Genomic DNA, 18,163 nt, shown 5'->3' with positions numbered 1-18,163 from the left:
GCCCCCCGTTGCCGGGAGCAGTGCCGCGCGTGGCCGTAGCCGCGCGCGGTGGTGTCGCTCGCTTAGAACGAGTGACGCAGGCCGACGGTGAACACCGATGGATCGGCGCCCAGGGCGGTTGCAGGCGGGGTCACGTTGGTCGACGACGAATTGATGCCGAAGGCGCCGCGGCCGTTGTTGCGCAGCTGGGCGTAGGTCGTGTAGATGTTGGTGCGCTTCGACAGCGAGTAGGTGTAGGCGACCGACACGGTGTTGCCTTTGGCGTCGTTCAGGTCGAACTTCTGCTGCTGGAAGTTCAGGAAGAACTTGTTGGCGCCCATGGCGTACGATGCGCCGATGTTGGCGTTGGTGTACTCAGGCTGCAGTTCCGGCTCGGCTTTCAGCCAGTTACCCTTGATTTCGAACGCGCCGAAAGTGAAGCCGGCGCCGAACGCCATTTCCTTGTCGTCGCCCGAATTCAGACGCTCGGTCTGGTGGTAGCCGGCGCCCAGGTACAGGCCGCCGTTCTTGTATTCCAGCGATGCGCCCAGCAGGTCGCCCGACGGTGCGCTGTCGACGTTGTTTTCGCCGGTGGCGTAGGCAGCGTTGACGGTGAAGCCCGACAGCGAGTTCGATTTGTAGTTGACCGAGTTCGACAGGCGACGGGTCATGCGGTTGGTGCCGAATGCCGACAGGTTGCTGCCGAACATGCCCTGGCCCAGGATGTCCGAAGCGGCGCCGACTGCGGCGATCGGGCTGTACTCGCGGCCCAGGGTCAGGGTACCGAATTCGCCTTGCAGGCCGACCACGGCGCGGCGGCCCCACATGGTCGAGTCGGCAGCGCCGGTGTCGAGCGACACGCCGCTTTCGATGTTGAACAGTGCTTTCAGGCCGTTGCCCAGATCTTCGGTGCCGCGGAAGCCGAGGCGGCTGCTCGACTGGTTGCCCGAGTTGACGACGGTGCGGCGGTCGGTGCCCGGCGCATCGGTGTCCTCGATCGCGATTGCAGCATCCATCACGCCATAGATCTGGACGTTGGTTTGCGCATGGGCGAACAGCGGGAGGGAAGACAGCAGTGCGGCGGCCAGGCATTTATACTTCATGAAGATCTCCAGTTTGGTTTCGACAAGATGTTGAGTTAGCAAGTCAACTCAGATCGAGGCGAATGTTACTCAGCCAATATGTCTCTTTGATGACAGGCTGATCATGTTGTATTTCCGCAATACTGGCTTTTGAAACCGCTTGACGCAGCATGGTCACCCCTGTTTTCATTCACTATAATTCAATAGTTATTGAATTATGAGGGACTGGTTGCCGCGCTGGCGACATGTTGAAGGGGGAAGGTTAATCATGGATATTTCACAGGCTGCTGCCGCGCTGACGGCGCTGTCGCATGAATCGCGCCTGGCAGCGTTTCGCCTGCTGGTGCAAGCTGGGCCGGAAGGGCTGGCGGCAAGCAGGATTTCGGATGCGCTGGCCCTGAATCCGTCCTCGCTCTCGTTTCACCTGAAGGAATTGACGCATGCCGGGCTGGTCAAGGCGCGTCACGAAGGCCGCTTTGTCATCTACGAGGCGCGCTACGACAACATGAACGCGCTGATGGGCTTCCTGACCGAAAACTGCTGCGCCGGAATTCCCTGCGCTCCGGCCGGCAAGGGCGTCTGCAATCCTGCCTGAACACCAATCGACCTATCCGACCGAGGACCACCGTGCAGATCGACATCCGTCCAGCCAGCGCCGCCGACGCCGCGCGCATCGCCGCCATTTATAACCGCTATGTCGCGCAGACCACCATCAGCTTCGAGGAACAGCCGGTGTCCGAGGCCGAGATGGCCGGCAGGATCCGCGATGTCGCCGACGCCGGCCTGCCCTGGCTGGTCGCCTTGCACCAGGGCGAACTGGCCGGCTATGCTTACGCCACCAAATGGCGCGCGCGTCCGGCTTACCGGTTTTCGGTGGAGAGCACCGTCTACCTGGACGACAGCGCGTGCGGACGCGGCTGGGGCGCGCTGCTGTACCGACAGCTGATCGGCCAGCTTCGCGCCGGCGGGATCCGCACCGTCATCGCCGGCATCGCCCAGCCGAACGCGCGCAGCGTCGGCCTGCACGAGCGGCTCGGGTTCCGCAAGGTCGCGCATTTCTCGGACGTCGGCTACAAGTTCGGCGGCTGGGTCGACGTCGGCTATTGGCAGCTGAGCCTGGCGGAGGACGCGTGAAGCACGTCCTGTTCCTGTGCACCGGCAACTCGTGCCGGTCGCTGATCGCCGAGGCGCTCTTCAACCATCTCGCGCCTGCCGGCTGGCGTGCGCTGAGCGCGGGCAGCCAGCCAGCAGGCAAACTCAACGAGCGGGCACTGGCGCTGCTGGCGCGCGAGGGCATCGCGACCGGCGGTTATACCAGCAAATCCTGGGACGCCTTGCCGGTCACGCCGGACATCGTGGTCACGGTGTGCGCCGGCGCCGCCGGCGAAACCTGCCCGGCCTACCTGGGCCCGGTGCTGCGCACGCACTGGGGCGTGGACGATCCGAGCCATGTCCAGGGAAGCCAGGCCGAAATTGCGGCCGCCTTCGATGACGCCTACGCCATCCTGCGCGCGCGCATCGAGGCGTTTTTCGCCTTGCCGCTGGCGGGGCTGGAAAGCGACCGCGCGGGATTCAAGGCCGCGCTCGACCGGATCGGGCAGGCCGGTTCGTGATTGCCGCCATCATCTGACAGGAAATTCCGTGCTTACCGCCATCCTCATTTTTCTGGGAACGCTGATCCTCGTTATCTGGCAGCCACGCGGGCTCGGCATCGGCTGGAGCGCCGCCGCCGGCGCCGCCGTGGCGCTGCTGGCCGGGGCGATCGGGGTCGAGGACATCCCGGTCGTGTGGCAGATCGTCTGGAACGCCACCGGCGCCTTCGTCGCGATCATCGTCATCAGCCTGCTGCTCGACCGCGCCGGCGCGTTCGAATGGGCGGCGCTGCACGTCGCGCACTGGGGCGGGGGAAGCGGGCGGCGCCTGTTCGTGCTGCTGATCCTGCTGGGTGCCGTGGTGGCCGCCGTGTTCGCCAACGACGGCGCCGCCCTGATCCTGACGCCGATCGTGGTCGCGATGCTGGCGGCGCTGCGCTTTCCGCCGCGCGCCGTGCTGGCCTATGTGATGGCGGCCGGCTTCATCGCCGACACCGCCAGCCTGCCGCTGGTGGTGTCCAATCTGGTCAACATCGTGTCGGCCGACTATTTTCGCATCGGCTTCGCGCGCTACGCGGCGGTCATGGCGCCGGTGAACCTGGTGGCGGTGATGGCGACGCTGGCCGCCCTCGGCTGGCAATTCGGCCGCGACATCCCGGCACGCTACGATCTGGCGCAGCTCAAGCGCCCGCAGGACGCGATCCGCGACCGCGCGACTTTCCTCGCCGGCTGGTGGGTGCTGGCGCTGCTGCTGGCGGGTTTCTTTGGCCTGGAACGCATCGGACTGCCCATCAGCGCGGTCGCGGCCGTGGGCGCCGCCGTGCTGCTGGCGGTGGCGGCGCGCGGCCACGCGATTCCGACACGAGAAGTGCTGCGCGGCGCGCCGTGGCAGGTGGTGGTGTTCTCGCTCGGCATGTACCTGGTGGTGTACGGCCTGCGCAATGCCGGCCTCACGGCCTGGCTGACGGCGCTACTGGAGCGTTGCGCCGGGTACGGTGTGTGGGGCGCGGCCCTGGGGACCGGCTTCATCGCCGCACTGCTGTCCTCGGTCATGAACAATATGCCGGCAGTGCTGGTCGGCGCCTTGTCGATCGACGCCACCAGCAGCACCGGCGCCGTGCGCGAAGCGATGGTGTATGCCAACGTGATCGGCAGCGACCTGGGCCCCAAGATCACGCCGATCGGCAGCCTGGCCACGCTGCTGTGGCTGCACGTCCTGTCGGCCAAGGGGATCCGCATTTCCTGGGGCGACTACTTCCGTGTCGGCATCGTGCTGACGCTGCCGATCCTGCTGGTGACGCTGTGCGCGCTGGCGCTGCGCCTTTCCTGAAATACCGAACACTGACCGAGAGAACCGTCGCATGGACCCGATCCCGAACCTTCCGAACATCGACCCGGCGCGCTGGGAGTTACCCGATCCCGCCCGTCTGGGCGCGGACGCCGGGCCGGATCATCCGCCGCGCATCCTGATGCTGTACGGCTCGCTGCGCGAACGCTCGTACAGCCGTTTCCTGACCCAGGAGGCGGCGCGCATCCTGGAAGCGCTCGGCGCCGAAGTCAGGATCTTCGATCCGGCCGGCTTGCCGGTCGTGGACAGCGTGCCGGACAGCCATCCGAAGGTGGCCGAGCTGCGCGCACTGTGCCTGTGGTCGGAGGGGCAGGTGTGGTGCAGCCCCGAGCGCCATGGCGCGCCGACCGCGGTGATGAAGAACCAGATCGACTGGATTCCGCTCGAGCAGGGCGCGATCCGGCCGAGCCAGGGGCGCACGCTGGCGCTGATGCAGGTCTGCGGCGGCTCGCAATCGTTCAATGTGGTCAACAGCCTGCGTCTGCTGGGACGCTGGATGCGCATGTTCACGATCCCGAACCAGTCCTCGGTGCCGATGGCGTACCAGGAATTTGACGAGGCCGGCCGCATGCGCCGCTCGGCCTACTACGAGCGGGTGGTGGACGTGATGGAAGAGCTGGTGAAGTTTACGTTGCTGCTGCGTGGGCGCAGCGATTACCTGACCGACCGTTACAGCGAGCGCAGCGAACGCGTGCGGCGCGGCATCGACCGCCAGCTCGGCAAGATCTAGCGCCGCAATCCAGCGCCGCAATTCATGCTTGGTGCCCGGCCATCGGCAGCACGATATCGATGCGGGTGCCGGGCGGCTCGTCGCTGCCGATCGTGATCTCGCCGCGCATGGCCCAGACCCGCTCGCGCATCCCGACAAGGCCGAGCGACTCGGCCTTGTCCATGTCTTCGGCGCGAATGCCGCGGCCGTCGTCGCGGATCGTGAGCAGCAGATCGCCATTGAGGCGGTGCAGATGCAGTACGACGCTGATGGCGCCGGCGTGGCGCGCGATATTGGTCAGCGCTTCCTGCACGATGCGAAACACCGCGGTGCTGGCGGCGTCGTCCAGCCGCAGCTCGGCTTCGTCGGCGAGCAGGGTGCAGGCGATGCCGTGGCGCGCGACGAATTCGTCGCGCAGGCCTTGCAGTGCGAAGTAGAGGCCGCCTTCATCGAGCGCTCGCGGACGAAGGTTGGTGGCGATGCGGCGCAGCGAGGCGATGGCCGTCAGCAAATTGTTTTCCATGCCGGCGATCAGGCGCACACTGGCATCGGGCAGGTGATCGATCCGGACCAGCAGGGTCATGTCCATGCGTAGCGAAGCCAGCAGCTGGCCGAGATCGTCATGCAGCTCGCGCGCGATGTGGGTGCGTTCTTCTTCACGAATGCTCTGCAGGGCTGAGGAAAGCTGGCGCAGCTGGTCGTGCGAGCGGCTCAGCTTTTGCTGCACCAGGTGGCGCTCGGAGACGTCGCGCAGGATCACGGTATAGACACTGCGATCGTCGTGTCCGATGCTGGATATCGAGCCCTCGATCGGGAATAGCTGGCCGTTGGCACGGATTCCGGTCACGGCATAGTCGGTGGCACGGCGCCCGGCACGTCCGCCGCCGGTCGGAAAATAGTGGAGCGGGGTAAGTGCGGCATTGCTTGCGCCGGCGCTGCGGGTTTGGGCGGGCGGCTGGATGAAGCGCGCAAGCATGCTGCCCTTCATGACACCGACGCGGGTGCCGAACATCTGGGCGGCCGCCGGGTTGGCCAGCAGGATGCGGGTATGTTGGTCGACCGACAGGATGGCGTCGCTGGCGCTGTCGACGATGCGGCGGCTGTCGAGGATGCGCGTCCCGCTCGAGTGCGAACGGGCAGGGTGCAACGTCGCCGCCATCCGACTGGCGCACACACCGCCCAGGAAGCCGGCCAGCAGCATCGCCCGGTTCGCGCCGGCGCGGCGGTAACTGCGCTGATGTGTCATGTGGAATGGCGAGAGAGGCCCGCAGGGCGCGGGCCGGGTGCTCTACCATAGCTGTGGGATAGTACGCCCGTTTTGACGGGTCACAAAATCGCCCGCGCCGATGCAGGAGCGATTACATCTGCTTGAACAGATGCAGGAAGCTGCGGCTCACCTCGAGCTTTTCCGGCCGTCCCTTGACCAGCACCAGGTGGCGCCCGCGAATATCGCGCGTCACGCCTTCGATCGCATTCACGTTGACCAGCGTTGCGCGGTGGATCTGCCAGAACAGCGATGGATCGAGCTCCTCGGCCAGGTCGCGCACCGGTTTGCGGATCAGCGCCTCGAAGCCGGCCGTCTGGACGCAGGTATATTTCTCGTCCGAGCGGAAGAACAGGATGTCCTCGACCGGGATCATGCGCAGGTCTTGCCCGATGCTGGCCTGGATCCACTGCAGGTGCTTGGGCTTGGGCGCGGCGATCTTTTCGGCCAGCTGCGACAGCATCGCCGTGACGCTGTCGTTCACGCTGGCGGCGCCGTTGCCGCCGCCGTTCGAGCTGCTGTCGAGCCGCTCCTTGAGGCGGTCGATCGTGATCTTCAGGCGTTCCGGCTCGGTCGGCTTGAGGACGTAGTCGATCGCGCCGCGCTCGAATGCTTCCACCGCGTACTGGTCGTAGGCGGTGACGAACACGATCTGGCTGCGCTCGCCGATCTCGCGCGCCGCTTCCATGCCGGTCTTGCCCGGCATGCGGATGTCGAGGAAGGTCAGGTCGGGTTTCAGTTCGCCGACCAGCTGCACCGCCTCTTCGCCGTTCTTGGCTTCGCCCACGATCTGCAGCTCGGGCCACACCTCTGCCAGGCGCATGCGCAACTGGTCGCGCATCAGTCGTTCGTCGTCGGCAATGATGGCGGTCGGGGCAGCAGTGGTCATGTCGGTCTCTTCAGGGAAATTGTTTTTGAATGCGTGTTATTGAAATCGTATGATCGAGCGATTATTCCGTGATTCCGGTGTTCAGGCAAGCCGGTCGTTACGGTCGGGTTTCGACAACTGGTAGGGTACTTCGATGGTCGCGATCACGCCGCTCGGGCTGTTGGCGCCGATGTGCAGCCGGCCGGCATCGCCGTGCAGCATGCGCAGGCGGTCGCGGATCGTCTGCAGCCCGAGACCGGTGCCGTCGCTCGGCATCACGCCGAATCCCACGCCGTCGTCGGTGACGGTCACGCGCAGCTGGCTGTCGGCCACCTCGGCCACGATCTTCAGGGTGCCGCCCTCGGACTTGCACTCGAGCCCGTGCTTGATGGCGTTCTCGACCATCGACTGCAGCATCATCGGCGGGAAGGCCGCGCTGCGCAGGCCGTCGGGGATCTGCAGGTCCACCGTCAGGCGTTCTTCCATGCGCATCTTGAGCAGGTCGAGGTAGGCGCGCACCATGTCCACTTCGCGCCCGAGGCCGGTGACCACGGCGTTGTCGCGCATCTGCGGCAGCACCGCGCGCAGGTACTGGATCAGGCTGCGCTGCATGGCCGAGGCGCGCGGCGGATCGACCCGGATCAGGTGTTCGACCGAGGCCAGGGTGTTGAACAGGAAGTGCGGCTCGACCTGGGCCTGCATCATCTGCATTTTCGTCTCGGACAGCTGGCGCTGCATCGCTTCGCGCTCGGCGGCGTCGTTGGCGACCTTGGCTTCGGCATCGGCGCGTTTCTTGCCGCCGACCAGGGCCTTGGTGCCGAACAGGGCGAGCAGCAGCAGCAGCACGAAGTTCATGAACCAGGTCGAGGCCTGCTTGTGGTAGCGCGACACTTTCTGTTCTGCGGCGTCCTCGACCGCCGCTTCGATCGCGTCCGACAGCTCTTCGCCGATCTGCGGCGGCAGTTCGATGTGGACCGAGTCGCCGTTGGGATTGACGTTGACGGTGCCGGTGCCCCCGCCGCCGCGGCTGGGCACGGGCGGCGCCGGCGGAGCCGGTGGCGCCGGCGCATCGGTGCCATCTGTTCCATCCGGCACTTCGGGCACGGCCGGCTCGGTCGCGGCGGCGGCGCGCGCCCGGTTGCGCGGATTGAAGTGGATGCCGCTCTCGTCGATCAGGATGCTGGCGTCGCTGCGGCGGCCGGCTTCGCGCTCGGCGCGCGCGATCTCTTCCTCGGCCGGGCGGTTGAACAGTTCCTGCTGCAGGATGCCGGCGGCGGCCAGGGTCAGGCAGGCAAACAGCAGGAATTTCCACCACGACAGCTGGGTCACCCAGGTGGCGATCGCGTCGAAGCAGCGGTATAGCCAGGACAGGGTGTTGGATAAATGCTGCTGGGTCGTGCTGCGTGCTTGCATGGCGGTATCGTTTTCTCGGCGTTTTTCTTGGACCGCATCGCGGCCGGCACATCCTCCCGGTTTATTGTCGCTCTTTGACGGGTGTTGGGATGTTGCAACTCTCAGCATCACTGTAACGCGCCCGGCGCGCCACGGCCAGCCCCCGTGCGACAGCCTGCAGAATCGCGGGAATGGACGGCATGCGGCGCCAACACGCGGGTGATGACGTTTCGCCACAAACGCTGTTATTTAGAAATATTGCAATGTATGATGATCTTTCCGCTTGGCCGGAACCTGCCGGCCGCGTCCCCACCGTCGATGAAAGGGTGTGCCGATGTCCGCGATTGCCAACCAGCTTCATCAGAAATTCCGCCTCGTCACCCGCAGCGATTTCGACGGCCTGGTCTGCGCCGTGCTGCTGCGCCACCTCGACCTGATCGACGACATCCTGTTCGTCCACCCCAAGGACATGCAAGACGGGAAGATCGCGATCACCAGCCGCGACATCACCACCAACCTGCCGTACGTCAGCGGCGCCCACCTGGTGTTCGACCACCATTTGTCGGAAACGCTGCGCAATCTGGAGCGGCGCGAGTACCACATCATCCATCCGCAGGCGCCGTCGGCGGCGCGGGTTGTGTACGACCACTACGGCGGCGCGCGCACCTTCCCGGCGGCCTGGGACGAGATGATGGCGGCGGTCGACAAGGGCGACGCCGCGCGCTTTTCGCGCGACGAAGTGCTGGCGCCGGAGGGCTGGAACCTGCTCAACTTCCTGATGGATGCACGTACCGGGCTGGGCCGCTTCCACGACTTCCGCATCTCCAATTACCAGCTCATGATGGAGCTGATCGGCTATTGCGCCAGCCACCGCATCGACCAGATCATGGCGCTGCCGGACGTGCAGGAGCGTACCGCGCTGTACCTGCAGCACAGCGAGCTGTGCAAGGAACAGATCCGGCGCTGCGCCCGGGTCGAACGCAACCTGGTGGTGCTCGACCTGCGCGGCGAAGAGGTGATCTATGCCGGCAACCGCTTCATCATCTATGCGCTGTTCCCCGAAACAAATATCTCGATCCACGTGCTGTGGGGCGTCAAGCAGCAGAACACGGTGTTTGCCACCGGCAAGTCGATCCTGAACCGCAGCTCGCAGACGAATATCGGCGCGCTGATGCTGGAGTATGGCGGCGGCGGGCACGAGAATGCCGGCACGTGCCAGGTGTCGAACGACATGGCGGAAGAGGTGCTGGGCGCACTGGTGCAGCGCATCACCAGCGAAGGGTAAGCGGCGCGACGCGCCCTACAGGATGTGCTGGCGCTGCGCAAGCATATGCCGCGCCGCATCCGACGACAGCGGTTCGCTGAACCACTGCCCCTGCAGCTGGTCGCAGCCATGCGCGCGCAGGAACTCCACCTGCGCCTCGGTTTCCACCGCTTCGCCGATCACCGCGATATCGAGGTTGTGCCCGATATCGATCAGGGTCTTGGCCAGCAGGCTGCCGCGCCCGTGATCGGCGATCCCGTGCACCGCCGCCTTGGACAGCTTGATCTGGCGCACCGACAGCTGCTGCAGGAACGACAGGTCCGAGATGCCGCGCCCGAATTCGTCCACCGACAGCATGGCGCCGACGTCGCGCAGCTGGGCCGACAGGTCGCGCCCGAGCGCCGGGTTGCGGATCAGGTCGGCTTCGGGAATTTCGATCTCCAGGCTGCCCGGCGGCAGGCCGAAATCGGACATGCGCTGGGCGATGCCGGGGATGAAGCCGGCCTGGCTGTATTCGCGGTGCGACACGTTGACCGCCACCGGCAGCCCGGTGTAGCCGGTCTGGCGCAGCTGGCGCACGAAGTCGCAGGCCTGGTCCAGCACCCAGTTGCCGATCTCGACGATCATGCCGCTTTCCTCGGCCTCGCCCAGGAACGCGCCCGGCAGCATCACACCGTGCTCCGGATGGCGCCAGCGTATCAGGGCTTCGAAGCCGCGCACCTTGCCGCTGCGCGCATCCATGCGCGGCTGGAACAGCAGGAACAGTTCATCGTCCTCGATCGCGCTGCGCATGCAGCCGGCCAGGGCGGCGCGCGCTTCGCTGGCCGAGCGCATCTCGCTGGAAAAGAAATGCACGCCGCCGCCATTGCCCTTGGCGCGGTACATCGCCATGTCGGCCGCGCGCAGCAGGTCGGAGGCCTGGGCGCCGTCGTGCGGATAGACCGAGACCCCCAGGCTGGCGCCGAGCGGGATCTCGTTGCCGTTGAACGCCACCGGCGCCGCCAGCGCGCGCCACACCCGCTCCACCATGCGCAGCGTGAAGCGCAGCGACGGCTGGTCGACCAGCACCAGCACGAACTCGTCGCCGGAGAGGCGCGCCACCGTGTCGCTGTCGCGCACCGTGGCCTGCAGGCGCCGCGCCACCACTTTCAGCACGGCGTCGCCGGCGTCGTGGCCGAAGGTGTCGTTGATGCTCTTGAAGCCGTCGAGGTCGATCAGCGCGGCCGCCACCATGGTCTGGTGGCGGTGCGCCAGGTGCACCGCGTGTTCCAGCCGGTCCCACAGCAGGTTGCGGTTGGCCAGTCCGGTCAGGCTGTCGTGGTTGACTTCGTGCTCGAGGTGGTCGTTGCGCTGCTTGGACGCGGTGACGTCGACCAGGATGCCGATGAAGTGGGTCACCTTGCCGTTGTCGTCGTGCACCGGCGTGATGTGCAGGTCGTTCCAGAACAGCTCGCCGTTCTTGCGCAGGTTGCGCAGCACCGCGTGCACCGAACGCTGTTCCCTGAGCGCCTGGCCGACACGGCGTCGCTCGTCGGCGTCCAGGCCGGGCGCGGCCATGAAGCGCGGATCGCGGCCCAGCACTTCGGCGGCGTCATAGCCGGCGATGCGCTCGAATGCCGGATTGACGTATTCGATCGCATGCTCGGGGCCGCCGTCGCGGCAGATGACCACGCCGTTGCTGGCCGCGTGCAGCGCGCGCTGGTACAGGTTCAGCTGGCGTTCGTGCGCGCGCCGCTTGGAGATGTCGAGCCCCATGCCGAACAGATATTGGCCGCCGTTGCAGTCGATGCGCGCGCCGCACAGCAGCATCGGCGTTTCGCGTCCGCTGCGTGCGACATAATCGATTTCCATCTGAATATTGGGATGGCCTTCATACACTTGCCGCATGTGCTCGCCAAAGCGCTGGCGGTCGTGCGGCTCGAGCATCTCGAACGCGTTGCTGGCGGCGACTTCGTCGGGCATCATTTCGACCACGCGCTCGAGGTTGTGGTTCCACAGCAGGAAGCGGCCTTCGCGGTCGAGCGCATAGAAGGTGCCCGGGAACAGGTCGACCACGTCGGCGAGGGTGGTACGTCCCACCCGTTCGCTCTCGGACAGCGGCGCCGGCACCAGGTTGAGCACGTGGCCGCGCGGTGCGCCGGCGCCGTCGCGCTGCGCCGTCAGCCGGACCTGTCCGGATTGCGCCGGTTGCAGCGCCAGCTGCGCCAGCTGCGCCAGGCCACCGCCGGCGGCGGCCAGGTCGGTCCAGGGCGGCGCGGCGAACAGGCGCCCGAGCGGCTGCCCGACGACGCTGTCGCCCTCGCAGCCGAACAGCGCGGCGCAGGCCGGGTTCCAGCTGGCGACTTGTCCATCGTCGTCCACCAGGAAGGTCACTTGCTCGAAACTGTCGCACGTCGCCATATCGACCACCTTTCACGCGATATGGATCGCGTCCAGGCAAGCTTACACCTGTTCCAATTCAGGGCGTCAAGGATTATGCGATATGCGTGCGGCAAGCTTGGCGCCAGGAACGCCCGGGCGCCGCTTCAGTCCGCAGGCAGCAGGCGCTGCGGATGGCTGTAGACCACGTGCCGCTCGCCGCGCACGAAACCGGCCAGCGTCACGCCGGCGCGCTCGGCGCTGCGCACCGCCATCGCGGTTGGGGCCGAGACCGCCGCAAGGATCGCGATGCCGGCGCGCGCCGCCTTCTGCACCATCTCGAAGCTGGCGCGGCTGGTGACGACCACGAAGCCGGCGTCGCCGCCGATGCCGTCGCGCGCCAGCGCACCGATCAGCTTGTCGAGCGCGTTGTGGCGGCCGACATCTTCGCGCACGCAGGCGATGCTGCCGTCCCAGCCGGCCCAGCCGGCGGCGTGCGCGGCGCCGGTGGCGCGGTGCAGTTGCTGATGCGCCGACAGGGCGGTCATGGCGCGGTGCAGCGCGGCGGGCTCCAGGCGGCCGTCGACATCGTGGGCGCCGCCGTCGCGCGGATCGAGCAGGCTCGCTTCGCGCTCGAACCAGGCCAGGCTGTCCACTCCGCACAGGCCGCAGCCGGTCTTGCCGGTGCGGGCGCGCCGCGTTTCCTTGAAGCGCACCATGGCGCCGGCCGCGATCTGCATCGACAGCGTAATGCCGTGTGCGCTTTCCTCGACCTCGATGTCGTGGATGTCGCGCGCATTGCGCACGATGCGTTCGGCCAGCGAAAAGCCGACCGCGAAGTCTTCCAGGTCTTGCGGCGAGGCCAGCATCACGGCGTGGCTGATGCCGTTGTAGACCATCGCCACCGGCACTTCCTCGGCCAGGACTTCGTCGCCAGGCTCGAGCACGCCATCGTGCCAGCAGGCGGCCGGCACGCTTGCAGACGCGGCCGGTTCGGGGTGCGGGAAGGGGTGTGGTGCGTTCATGCGCCCTAGTTTAGCGTAGCCGTCGTTTCGCCGACCACTGCGCCCGATCGTCCCGTGCGCTCCAGTTTGACGTCGATCGACTTGGCCGCCGGCACCTTGCTTTCCTTGGCGTGGTGCCACAGCGGAATCAAAGGATTGCACTCGGGGTAGTAGCCGGCGACGCAGCCCTGCGGCACGTCGTACGGCACGACCGCGAGGCCGTCGACACGGCGCTCGACGCCATCGTCGGTGGCGGTGCGCAGCGTGACCACGTCGCCCTGCGCCAGGCCGTAGCGCTCGATGTCGATTGGTGCCATGAACAGCACCATGCGGCTGCCGCTGACGCCGCGGAAGCGGTCGTCGTAGCTGTAGATGGTGGTGTTGAACTGGCCGTCGCTCCTGATCGTGAACAGGCGCAGCACGTCGGTGCCGCCGTCCATGTCCGGGTTGCCTTCGAGTTCTTCGGGCGTGGTGAACTCGGCCTTGCCGCTTTCGGTGTTCCACACCCGCTCGGCGGCGCCGAGCGGCTTGCGGAAGCCGCCTGGCGTCCACATCCGTTCGTTGAATTCGTGGAAGATCGACGGGAAAGTTTCTTCGATCGAATCGCGGATGGTGGCGTAGTCGGCCACCCAGCCGTCCCAGTCGACGCGCGGGTTCGGATCGAGCACGGCCTTGGCGATGCCGGCCACGATCGCCGGTTCCGACAACAGATTCGGTGCGGCCGGCTCGGTCATCCCGCGCGAGCCGTGCATGCACGAGGTGCTGTCCTCGACCGTGACGGCCTGCTCGCCCGAGCGCTGGCGGTCGACTTCGATGCGGCCCAGGCAGGGCAGCAGGTAGGCGGCCTTGCCGTGGATGACGTGGTTGCGGTTGAGTTTGGTGGCGACTTGGACCGACAGCGGCAGCTCGCGCCAGGCCGCTTCCATCAGCACCGTTTCCGGTACCGCGCGCAGGAAGTTGCCGCCCAGGCCGATAAAGGCCTGCAGCTCGCGCTTGATGATGGCTTCGCAGGCGTCGACCGTGGTCAAGCCTTCCTCGCGCGGCGGCTCGAAGCCGTACTGTTCCTTGAGCTTATCCAGCGGCGCGAGCTTCGGCTTTTCGGTGATGCCGACCGTACGCTGGCCCTGCACATTGGAGTGGCCGCGCACCGGGCAGATGCCGGCGCCGGGCTTGCCGATATTGCCGCGCAGGAGCAGCAGATTGACCAGCATCGTCACGTTCTGCACGCCGTTGCGGTGCTGGGTCAGGCCCATGCCGTACACGCCCATGGCGGCGCCGGCCTTGGCGTACACATCGGCCGCCGCTTCGATGTCGGCGCGTGGAAGACCCGACAGGTGTTCGATGCGGCCCCAGTCGGCGCGTCGCACGGCCGCTTCGAATTCGTCGAAGCCACGGGTGTGCTCCATGATGAAGGCAGTGTCGATCACGCGCTGCTCGCCTTTTGCGCGCGCGGCGTCGTCGAGGGCGAACACGGCCTTGCACATGCCCATGATGGCGGCGGTGTCGCCGCCCGGCTTGACCTGGTGGTACTGGGTGCTGATCGGGGTTTCGTGGCCGGTGAGCATCTCGAGCGGCGATTGCGGATTGGTGAAGCTCACCAGGCCGCGCTCGCGCAGCGGATTGAAGGTGATGATCGGCACGTCGCGTTCGCGCACTTCCTGCAGCTGATGCAGCATGCGTGGGCTGTTCACGCCCACGTTCTGGCCGAAGAACAGGATGCAGTCGGTGTGCTTGAAGTCGTTCAGGTGCACGGTGCCGACGCCGACGCCGAGGGTCTTCTGCAGGCCGACCGAGGTGCTTTCGTGGCACATGTTCGAGCTGTCCGGCAGGTTGTTGTTGCCGTACATGCGCGCCAGCAGCTGGTACATGTACGAGGTTTCGAGCGAAGCGCGGCCCGACGCGTAGAACACCACCTTGTCGCGCTGGCAGGCGCGCAGGTGGGCGCCGATTTCGGCGAAGGCGGTGTCCCATTCGACCGGGCGGTACTTGTCGCTGGCGGCGTCGTAGCGCAGCGGCACGGTCAGGCGGCCCTGGTCTTCCAGTTCATGGTCGCCCCAGGCTTCCAGTTCGGTCAGCGTGTGGCGCTCGAAGAAGTCGGCGCCGATGGTCTTGCTGGTGGTTTCCCAGGCGGTGGCCTTGGCGCCGCTGGAACAGAATTCGAATGGGTGCGGATCGGCCGGCTTGGCCCAGGCGCAGCTGACGCAGGCGTAGCCGTCGGGCTTGTTCTGCTTGAGCAGCAGGCGGGTGTCCTTCAGCGTCACGCGCTGGCCGGTGAGGGCGGTGGTAACGTCGCTGACAGAGCCCCAGCCGCCGGCGGGCATGGTGGCGGGTTCGACGTGGACCTTGGTTTCTTTGCTCATTTGACACTCCCTGCTGGTGGAAGGTCTACCGTAACGTCGTGGTGGTGCAAGGCTCGGTGCGTCCCCGCACATAGATTAGCGATCGAGGACGGAATACGGGTCATTCACGGTCTCGGCGACTGCTGCGGGGAATTAATCTGAATGCAACAATAACGAAATGGCTATCATTTGGATAGGGATAATTAATTTCTTAAATAGCACGCTCGTCCGTATTATTCCTATCTCTTTCTGAAACACGATAGGTTTTACATATGAGCTTTGCTATTTCGTCGGGACGCATCGTCCTGTGCGCCCTGACCCTGTCGGCCGGCGCCATGGCCCTGGCCCAGGGCGCTTATGCGCAAACTACGGCCCCGATCCTCACCAAGGATAACGGCGCTACGGTGGGTGACAACCAGAACAGCCAGACCGCCGGCCCCGGCGGCCCGACCCTGCTGCAGGACGTGCACCTGGTGCAGAAGCTGCAGCGTTTCGACCGCGAACGCATCCCGGAGCGCGTGGTGCACGCGACCGGCACCGGCGCCCACGGCAGCTTCGTCGCCACCGACGATTTGTCCGATTTGACCAGGGCCAAGCTGTTCAAGCGCGATACCGTGACCCCGGTGTTCGTGCGCTTCTCGACCGTGATCCCGAGCCGTTCCGGCGCCGAGACCACGCGCGACCCGCGCGGCTTCGCCACCAAGTTCTATACCCAGGAAGGCAACTGGGACCTGGTCGGCAACAACCTGCCGATCTTCTTCATCCGCGACGCGATCAAGTTCCCGGACATGATCCACGCGCTGAAGCCGGACCCGGTGACCAATGTGCAGGAGCCGGAGCGCGTGTTCGACTTCTTCTCGCACATCCCGGAAGCGACCGCGATGCTGACCCGCGTGTATTCGAACTACGGCACTCCCGCAAGCTACCGCCAGATGGACGGCAGCAGCGTGCACGCGCTGAAACTGATTAACGCCAAGGGCGAGTATGTGTACGCCAAATTCGCGTGGAAGTCGAAGCAGGGCGAGCGCAACCTGCGTCCGCAAGAAGTTGCTGCGGTGCAGGCCAGGAGCACCGCGCACGCCACGGTCGACCTGTATGAGTCGATCAAGGCCGGCAGGTTCCCGATGTGGGACCTGACCGTGCAGGTGCTCAAACCGCAAGACCTGGACAAGTTCGACTTCGATCCGCTCGACGCGACCAAGATCTGGCCGGGCATCCCGGAGCGCAAGGTCGGCACCATGACCTTGAACCGCGTGCCGGACAACTTCTTCGAAGCGACCGAACAAGTCGCGATGGCGCCGGGTAACCTGGTGCCGGGCATCGAGCCGTCGGAAGACCGCATGCTGCAGGGCCGTCTGTTCTCGTACATCGACACCCAGCACCACCGCCTGGGCGCCAACTTCCAGTCGCTGCCGATCAACCGGCCGCTGGTCCCGGTGAAGAACCACCAGCAAGATGGCCAGGGCAATATCGACGGCCGCAAGGGTTCGGTGAACTACCAGCCGAGCCGCCTGGCACCCCTTAGCGAAGACCCGAACGCACGTTCCAGCAACCTGCCTTTGAGCGGCACCACCCAGCAGCAGCGCATCGCCAAGACGCTGAACTTCCGCCAGGCCGGCGAGTTCTACCGCTCGCTGAACGCGCAAGACCGCGACGACCTGATCGTCAACCTGTCGGGCGACCTCAAGCGCGTGCAGAACGTCGAGACCCGCGAGACCATGCTGTCGCACTTCTGGAAGGCCGATGCCGACTACGGCAAGCGCCTGGTCAAGGCGGTCGGTGGCGACGCCAAGCGCATCGAGATGCTGGCTGCGGCGTTGAAGGAGTAAGGGCAGGGCGGGCATGGTTGAATCAGATGCCCGCTTACCCGCAGGGCATTGCCCAGCGGTTGGCGAACTGGCAAGATGCAGGACTTCATCGTTGAAAGGAGTCTGCGTGAGCCGGTTCGCCAATCGCTGTATTTCAAGTGTCTTCCTTGGCCTGATGCTGGCCGCTTCCGTTCCCCTGACAGCGCATGCGGCGCCCGCCGAACAGCGCGAAACGTTCGACTTCAAGACCTGGAGCATCCAGCGCGTCACCTTGCCGCGCGCCGGCGCGCCGGCCGTCAGCTACTACCTGTCGCCGCCGAAGAAGCGCTCGCCGCTGGTGCTGTTCGTGCAGGGATCTGGCTGCACCGCGCCGTTCTCCGGACTCGGCACGGCGAACCGCAGCGCCTCGATCTTCCCGTATGTCGGCCTGGCCATGAGCGGGCGCTTTGCGGTAATGGCGGTCGACAAGCCGTATCAGCTGACCGAGCGCCAGGACACGCCGCCGAACGGCGCCCTCGAGTGCAGCGCCGACTTCAACAAACACTATTCCTACGACAGCTGGCTGGCCACGCTGCGCCAGGCCTTGCAGCATGCGCTGGCGCGGCCCGACGTCGATCCGCGCCGGGTGCTGGTGGTCGGCATGTCGGAAGGCGGCGTGCTGGCGTCCGGACTGGCGCGCGCCATGCCCGAGGTCGGCGCGGTAGCGCTGGTGGGATCGTCGGGGACGACCCAGCTGTACGACATGATCGCGAGTACCTACCAGAGCAGCGGCAGCGATGCCGACAAGCTCAAGGAACTGCAGTCGATCGAGGCCACGGTGCAGCAGATCATGGCCGAGCCGGACAGCGTCAGCAAGTTCGCCTGGGGCCACACCTACCGTCGCTGGAGCAGTTTCCTGTCACAGTCGCCGGCGGACAACCTGCTGCAATCGAAGGCGCGCGTGTATATCGCCAGCGGGATGCAGGACAAGAGTGTGCCGATCCTGTCGAGCGAGGCGATGTACGCGCAGCTGCGCATGCGAGGACGGGATGTGACGATGGTGCGGGTGCCGGGAGGAAGCCACGACCTGCTGACGGAGGCGGGTGGGCGCGAGCAGGTGCAGCAGGAGTACGACGCCATCATCCGCTGGTTCGAAGGGCGCTGACCGGCCAACGCA

15 protein-coding genes are annotated in these 18,163 nt (G+C 66.1%); 8 read left to right on the top strand and 7 right to left on the bottom strand.

Annotation, left to right across the window (positions count from 1 at the left end):
- Nucleotides 1–62: 62 nt before the first annotated feature.
- Entirely contained in the window at nucleotides 63–1,082 is a 1,020-nt protein-coding gene (locus RTQ83_RS01520) for a porin (RefSeq protein ID WP_312510785.1), read from the bottom strand.
- Nucleotides 1,083–1,329: 247 nt separating this feature from the next.
- Between RTQ83_RS01520 and RTQ83_RS01515 the strand changes: the two genes are divergently transcribed.
- Genes RTQ83_RS01515 through arsH form a run of 5 tightly spaced genes read left to right on the top strand, consistent with a single transcriptional unit; the run spans nucleotide 1,330 to nucleotide 4,731 of the window.
- Nucleotides 1,330–1,656, top strand: coding sequence for a helix-turn-helix transcriptional regulator (locus tag RTQ83_RS01515; RefSeq protein ID WP_312510784.1), 327 nt, complete (start codon nucleotides 1,330–1,332; stop codon nucleotides 1,654–1,656).
- 32 nt (nucleotides 1,657–1,688) lie between these two features.
- Nucleotides 1,689–2,195, top strand: coding sequence for an arsinothricin resistance N-acetyltransferase ArsN1 family B (locus RTQ83_RS01510; RefSeq protein ID WP_312510783.1), 507 nt, complete (start codon nucleotides 1,689–1,691; stop codon nucleotides 2,193–2,195).
- A complete protein-coding gene (locus tag RTQ83_RS01505) occupies nucleotides 2,192–2,674 on the top strand; it encodes an arsenate reductase ArsC (RefSeq protein ID WP_312510782.1) in 483 nt (160 codons plus the stop codon). The genes RTQ83_RS01510 and RTQ83_RS01505 overlap by 4 nt, the downstream gene beginning before the upstream one ends.
- Before the next feature lie 28 nt (nucleotides 2,675–2,702).
- Nucleotides 2,703–3,983, top strand: a complete 1,281-nt coding sequence (locus tag RTQ83_RS01500; RefSeq protein ID WP_312510780.1) for an arsenic transporter — start codon at nucleotides 2,703–2,705, stop codon at nucleotides 3,981–3,983.
- 31 nt (nucleotides 3,984–4,014) lie between these two features.
- The gene (gene arsH, locus RTQ83_RS01495) at nucleotides 4,015–4,731 is read left to right on the top strand and encodes an arsenical resistance protein ArsH (protein ID WP_312510778.1); all 717 of its coding nucleotides are present in this window, start codon (nucleotides 4,015–4,017) and stop codon (nucleotides 4,729–4,731) included.
- 22 nt (nucleotides 4,732–4,753) lie between these two features.
- On the opposite strand, the gene RTQ83_RS01490 is transcribed toward arsH, so the two are convergent.
- The 3 genes from RTQ83_RS01490 to RTQ83_RS01480 all read right to left on the bottom strand — a co-directional run bounded on the left by RTQ83_RS01490 (nucleotide 4,754) and on the right by RTQ83_RS01480 (nucleotide 8,255).
- Nucleotides 4,754–5,956 (bottom strand): ATP-binding protein, encoded by a 1,203-nt coding sequence (locus RTQ83_RS01490; RefSeq protein WP_312510777.1) that lies wholly within the window; start codon nucleotides 5,954–5,956, stop codon nucleotides 4,754–4,756.
- A gap of 112 nt (nucleotides 5,957–6,068) precedes the next feature.
- The gene (locus RTQ83_RS01485) at nucleotides 6,069–6,863 is read right to left on the bottom strand and encodes a LytTR family DNA-binding domain-containing protein (protein ID WP_312510776.1); all 795 of its coding nucleotides are present in this window, start codon (nucleotides 6,861–6,863) and stop codon (nucleotides 6,069–6,071) included.
- Nucleotides 6,864–6,944: 81 nt separating this feature from the next.
- Nucleotides 6,945–8,255 carry a histidine kinase gene (locus tag RTQ83_RS01480; RefSeq protein WP_312510775.1) on the bottom strand — a complete coding sequence of 437 codons (1,311 nt, stop codon included), beginning with the start codon at nucleotides 8,253–8,255 and terminating at the stop codon, nucleotides 6,945–6,947.
- Nucleotides 8,256–8,568: 313 nt separating this feature from the next.
- Here RTQ83_RS01480 and RTQ83_RS01475 point away from each other — a divergent pair, with 313 nt between their 5' ends.
- Nucleotides 8,569–9,519 (top strand): exopolyphosphatase, encoded by a 951-nt coding sequence (locus RTQ83_RS01475; RefSeq protein ID WP_312510774.1) that lies wholly within the window; start codon nucleotides 8,569–8,571, stop codon nucleotides 9,517–9,519.
- 15 nt (nucleotides 9,520–9,534) lie between these two features.
- On the opposite strand, the gene RTQ83_RS01470 is transcribed toward RTQ83_RS01475, so the two are convergent.
- The 3 genes from RTQ83_RS01470 to RTQ83_RS01460 all read right to left on the bottom strand — a co-directional run bounded on the left by RTQ83_RS01470 (nucleotide 9,535) and on the right by RTQ83_RS01460 (nucleotide 15,220).
- The gene (locus RTQ83_RS01470) at nucleotides 9,535–11,898 is read right to left on the bottom strand and encodes a putative bifunctional diguanylate cyclase/phosphodiesterase (RefSeq protein WP_312510773.1); all 2,364 of its coding nucleotides are present in this window, start codon (nucleotides 11,896–11,898) and stop codon (nucleotides 9,535–9,537) included.
- Nucleotides 11,899–12,023: 125 nt separating this feature from the next.
- Entirely contained in the window at nucleotides 12,024–12,881 is an 858-nt protein-coding gene (gene fdhD, locus RTQ83_RS01465) for a formate dehydrogenase accessory sulfurtransferase FdhD (RefSeq protein ID WP_312510772.1), read from the bottom strand.
- A gap of 5 nt (nucleotides 12,882–12,886) precedes the next feature.
- Nucleotides 12,887–15,220: an FdhF/YdeP family oxidoreductase gene (locus RTQ83_RS01460; protein WP_312510771.1), complete on the bottom strand. Its 2,334-nt coding sequence runs from the start codon at nucleotides 15,218–15,220 to the stop codon at nucleotides 12,887–12,889.
- A gap of 251 nt (nucleotides 15,221–15,471) precedes the next feature.
- On the opposite strand from RTQ83_RS01460, the gene RTQ83_RS01455 reads away from it, so the two are divergent.
- Together RTQ83_RS01455 and RTQ83_RS01450 are read left to right on the top strand one after the other, a co-directional pair.
- Nucleotides 15,472–17,028 (top strand): catalase, encoded by a 1,557-nt coding sequence (locus RTQ83_RS01455; protein WP_409456066.1) that lies wholly within the window; start codon nucleotides 15,472–15,474, stop codon nucleotides 17,026–17,028.
- A gap of 106 nt (nucleotides 17,029–17,134) precedes the next feature.
- Nucleotides 17,135–18,151, top strand: coding sequence for an alpha/beta fold hydrolase (locus RTQ83_RS01450; RefSeq protein WP_312510769.1), 1,017 nt, complete (start codon nucleotides 17,135–17,137; stop codon nucleotides 18,149–18,151).
- The last annotated feature ends 12 nt before the right edge of the window (nucleotides 18,152–18,163 follow it).

Source organism: Massilia sp. (genome assembly GCF_031995545.1).
Classification (GTDB): domain Bacteria; phylum Pseudomonadota; class Gammaproteobacteria; order Burkholderiales; family Burkholderiaceae_D; genus Telluria.
Note: the sequence above shows the minus strand (reverse complement) of the source record. Positions and strands in the feature narration are given on the sequence as shown.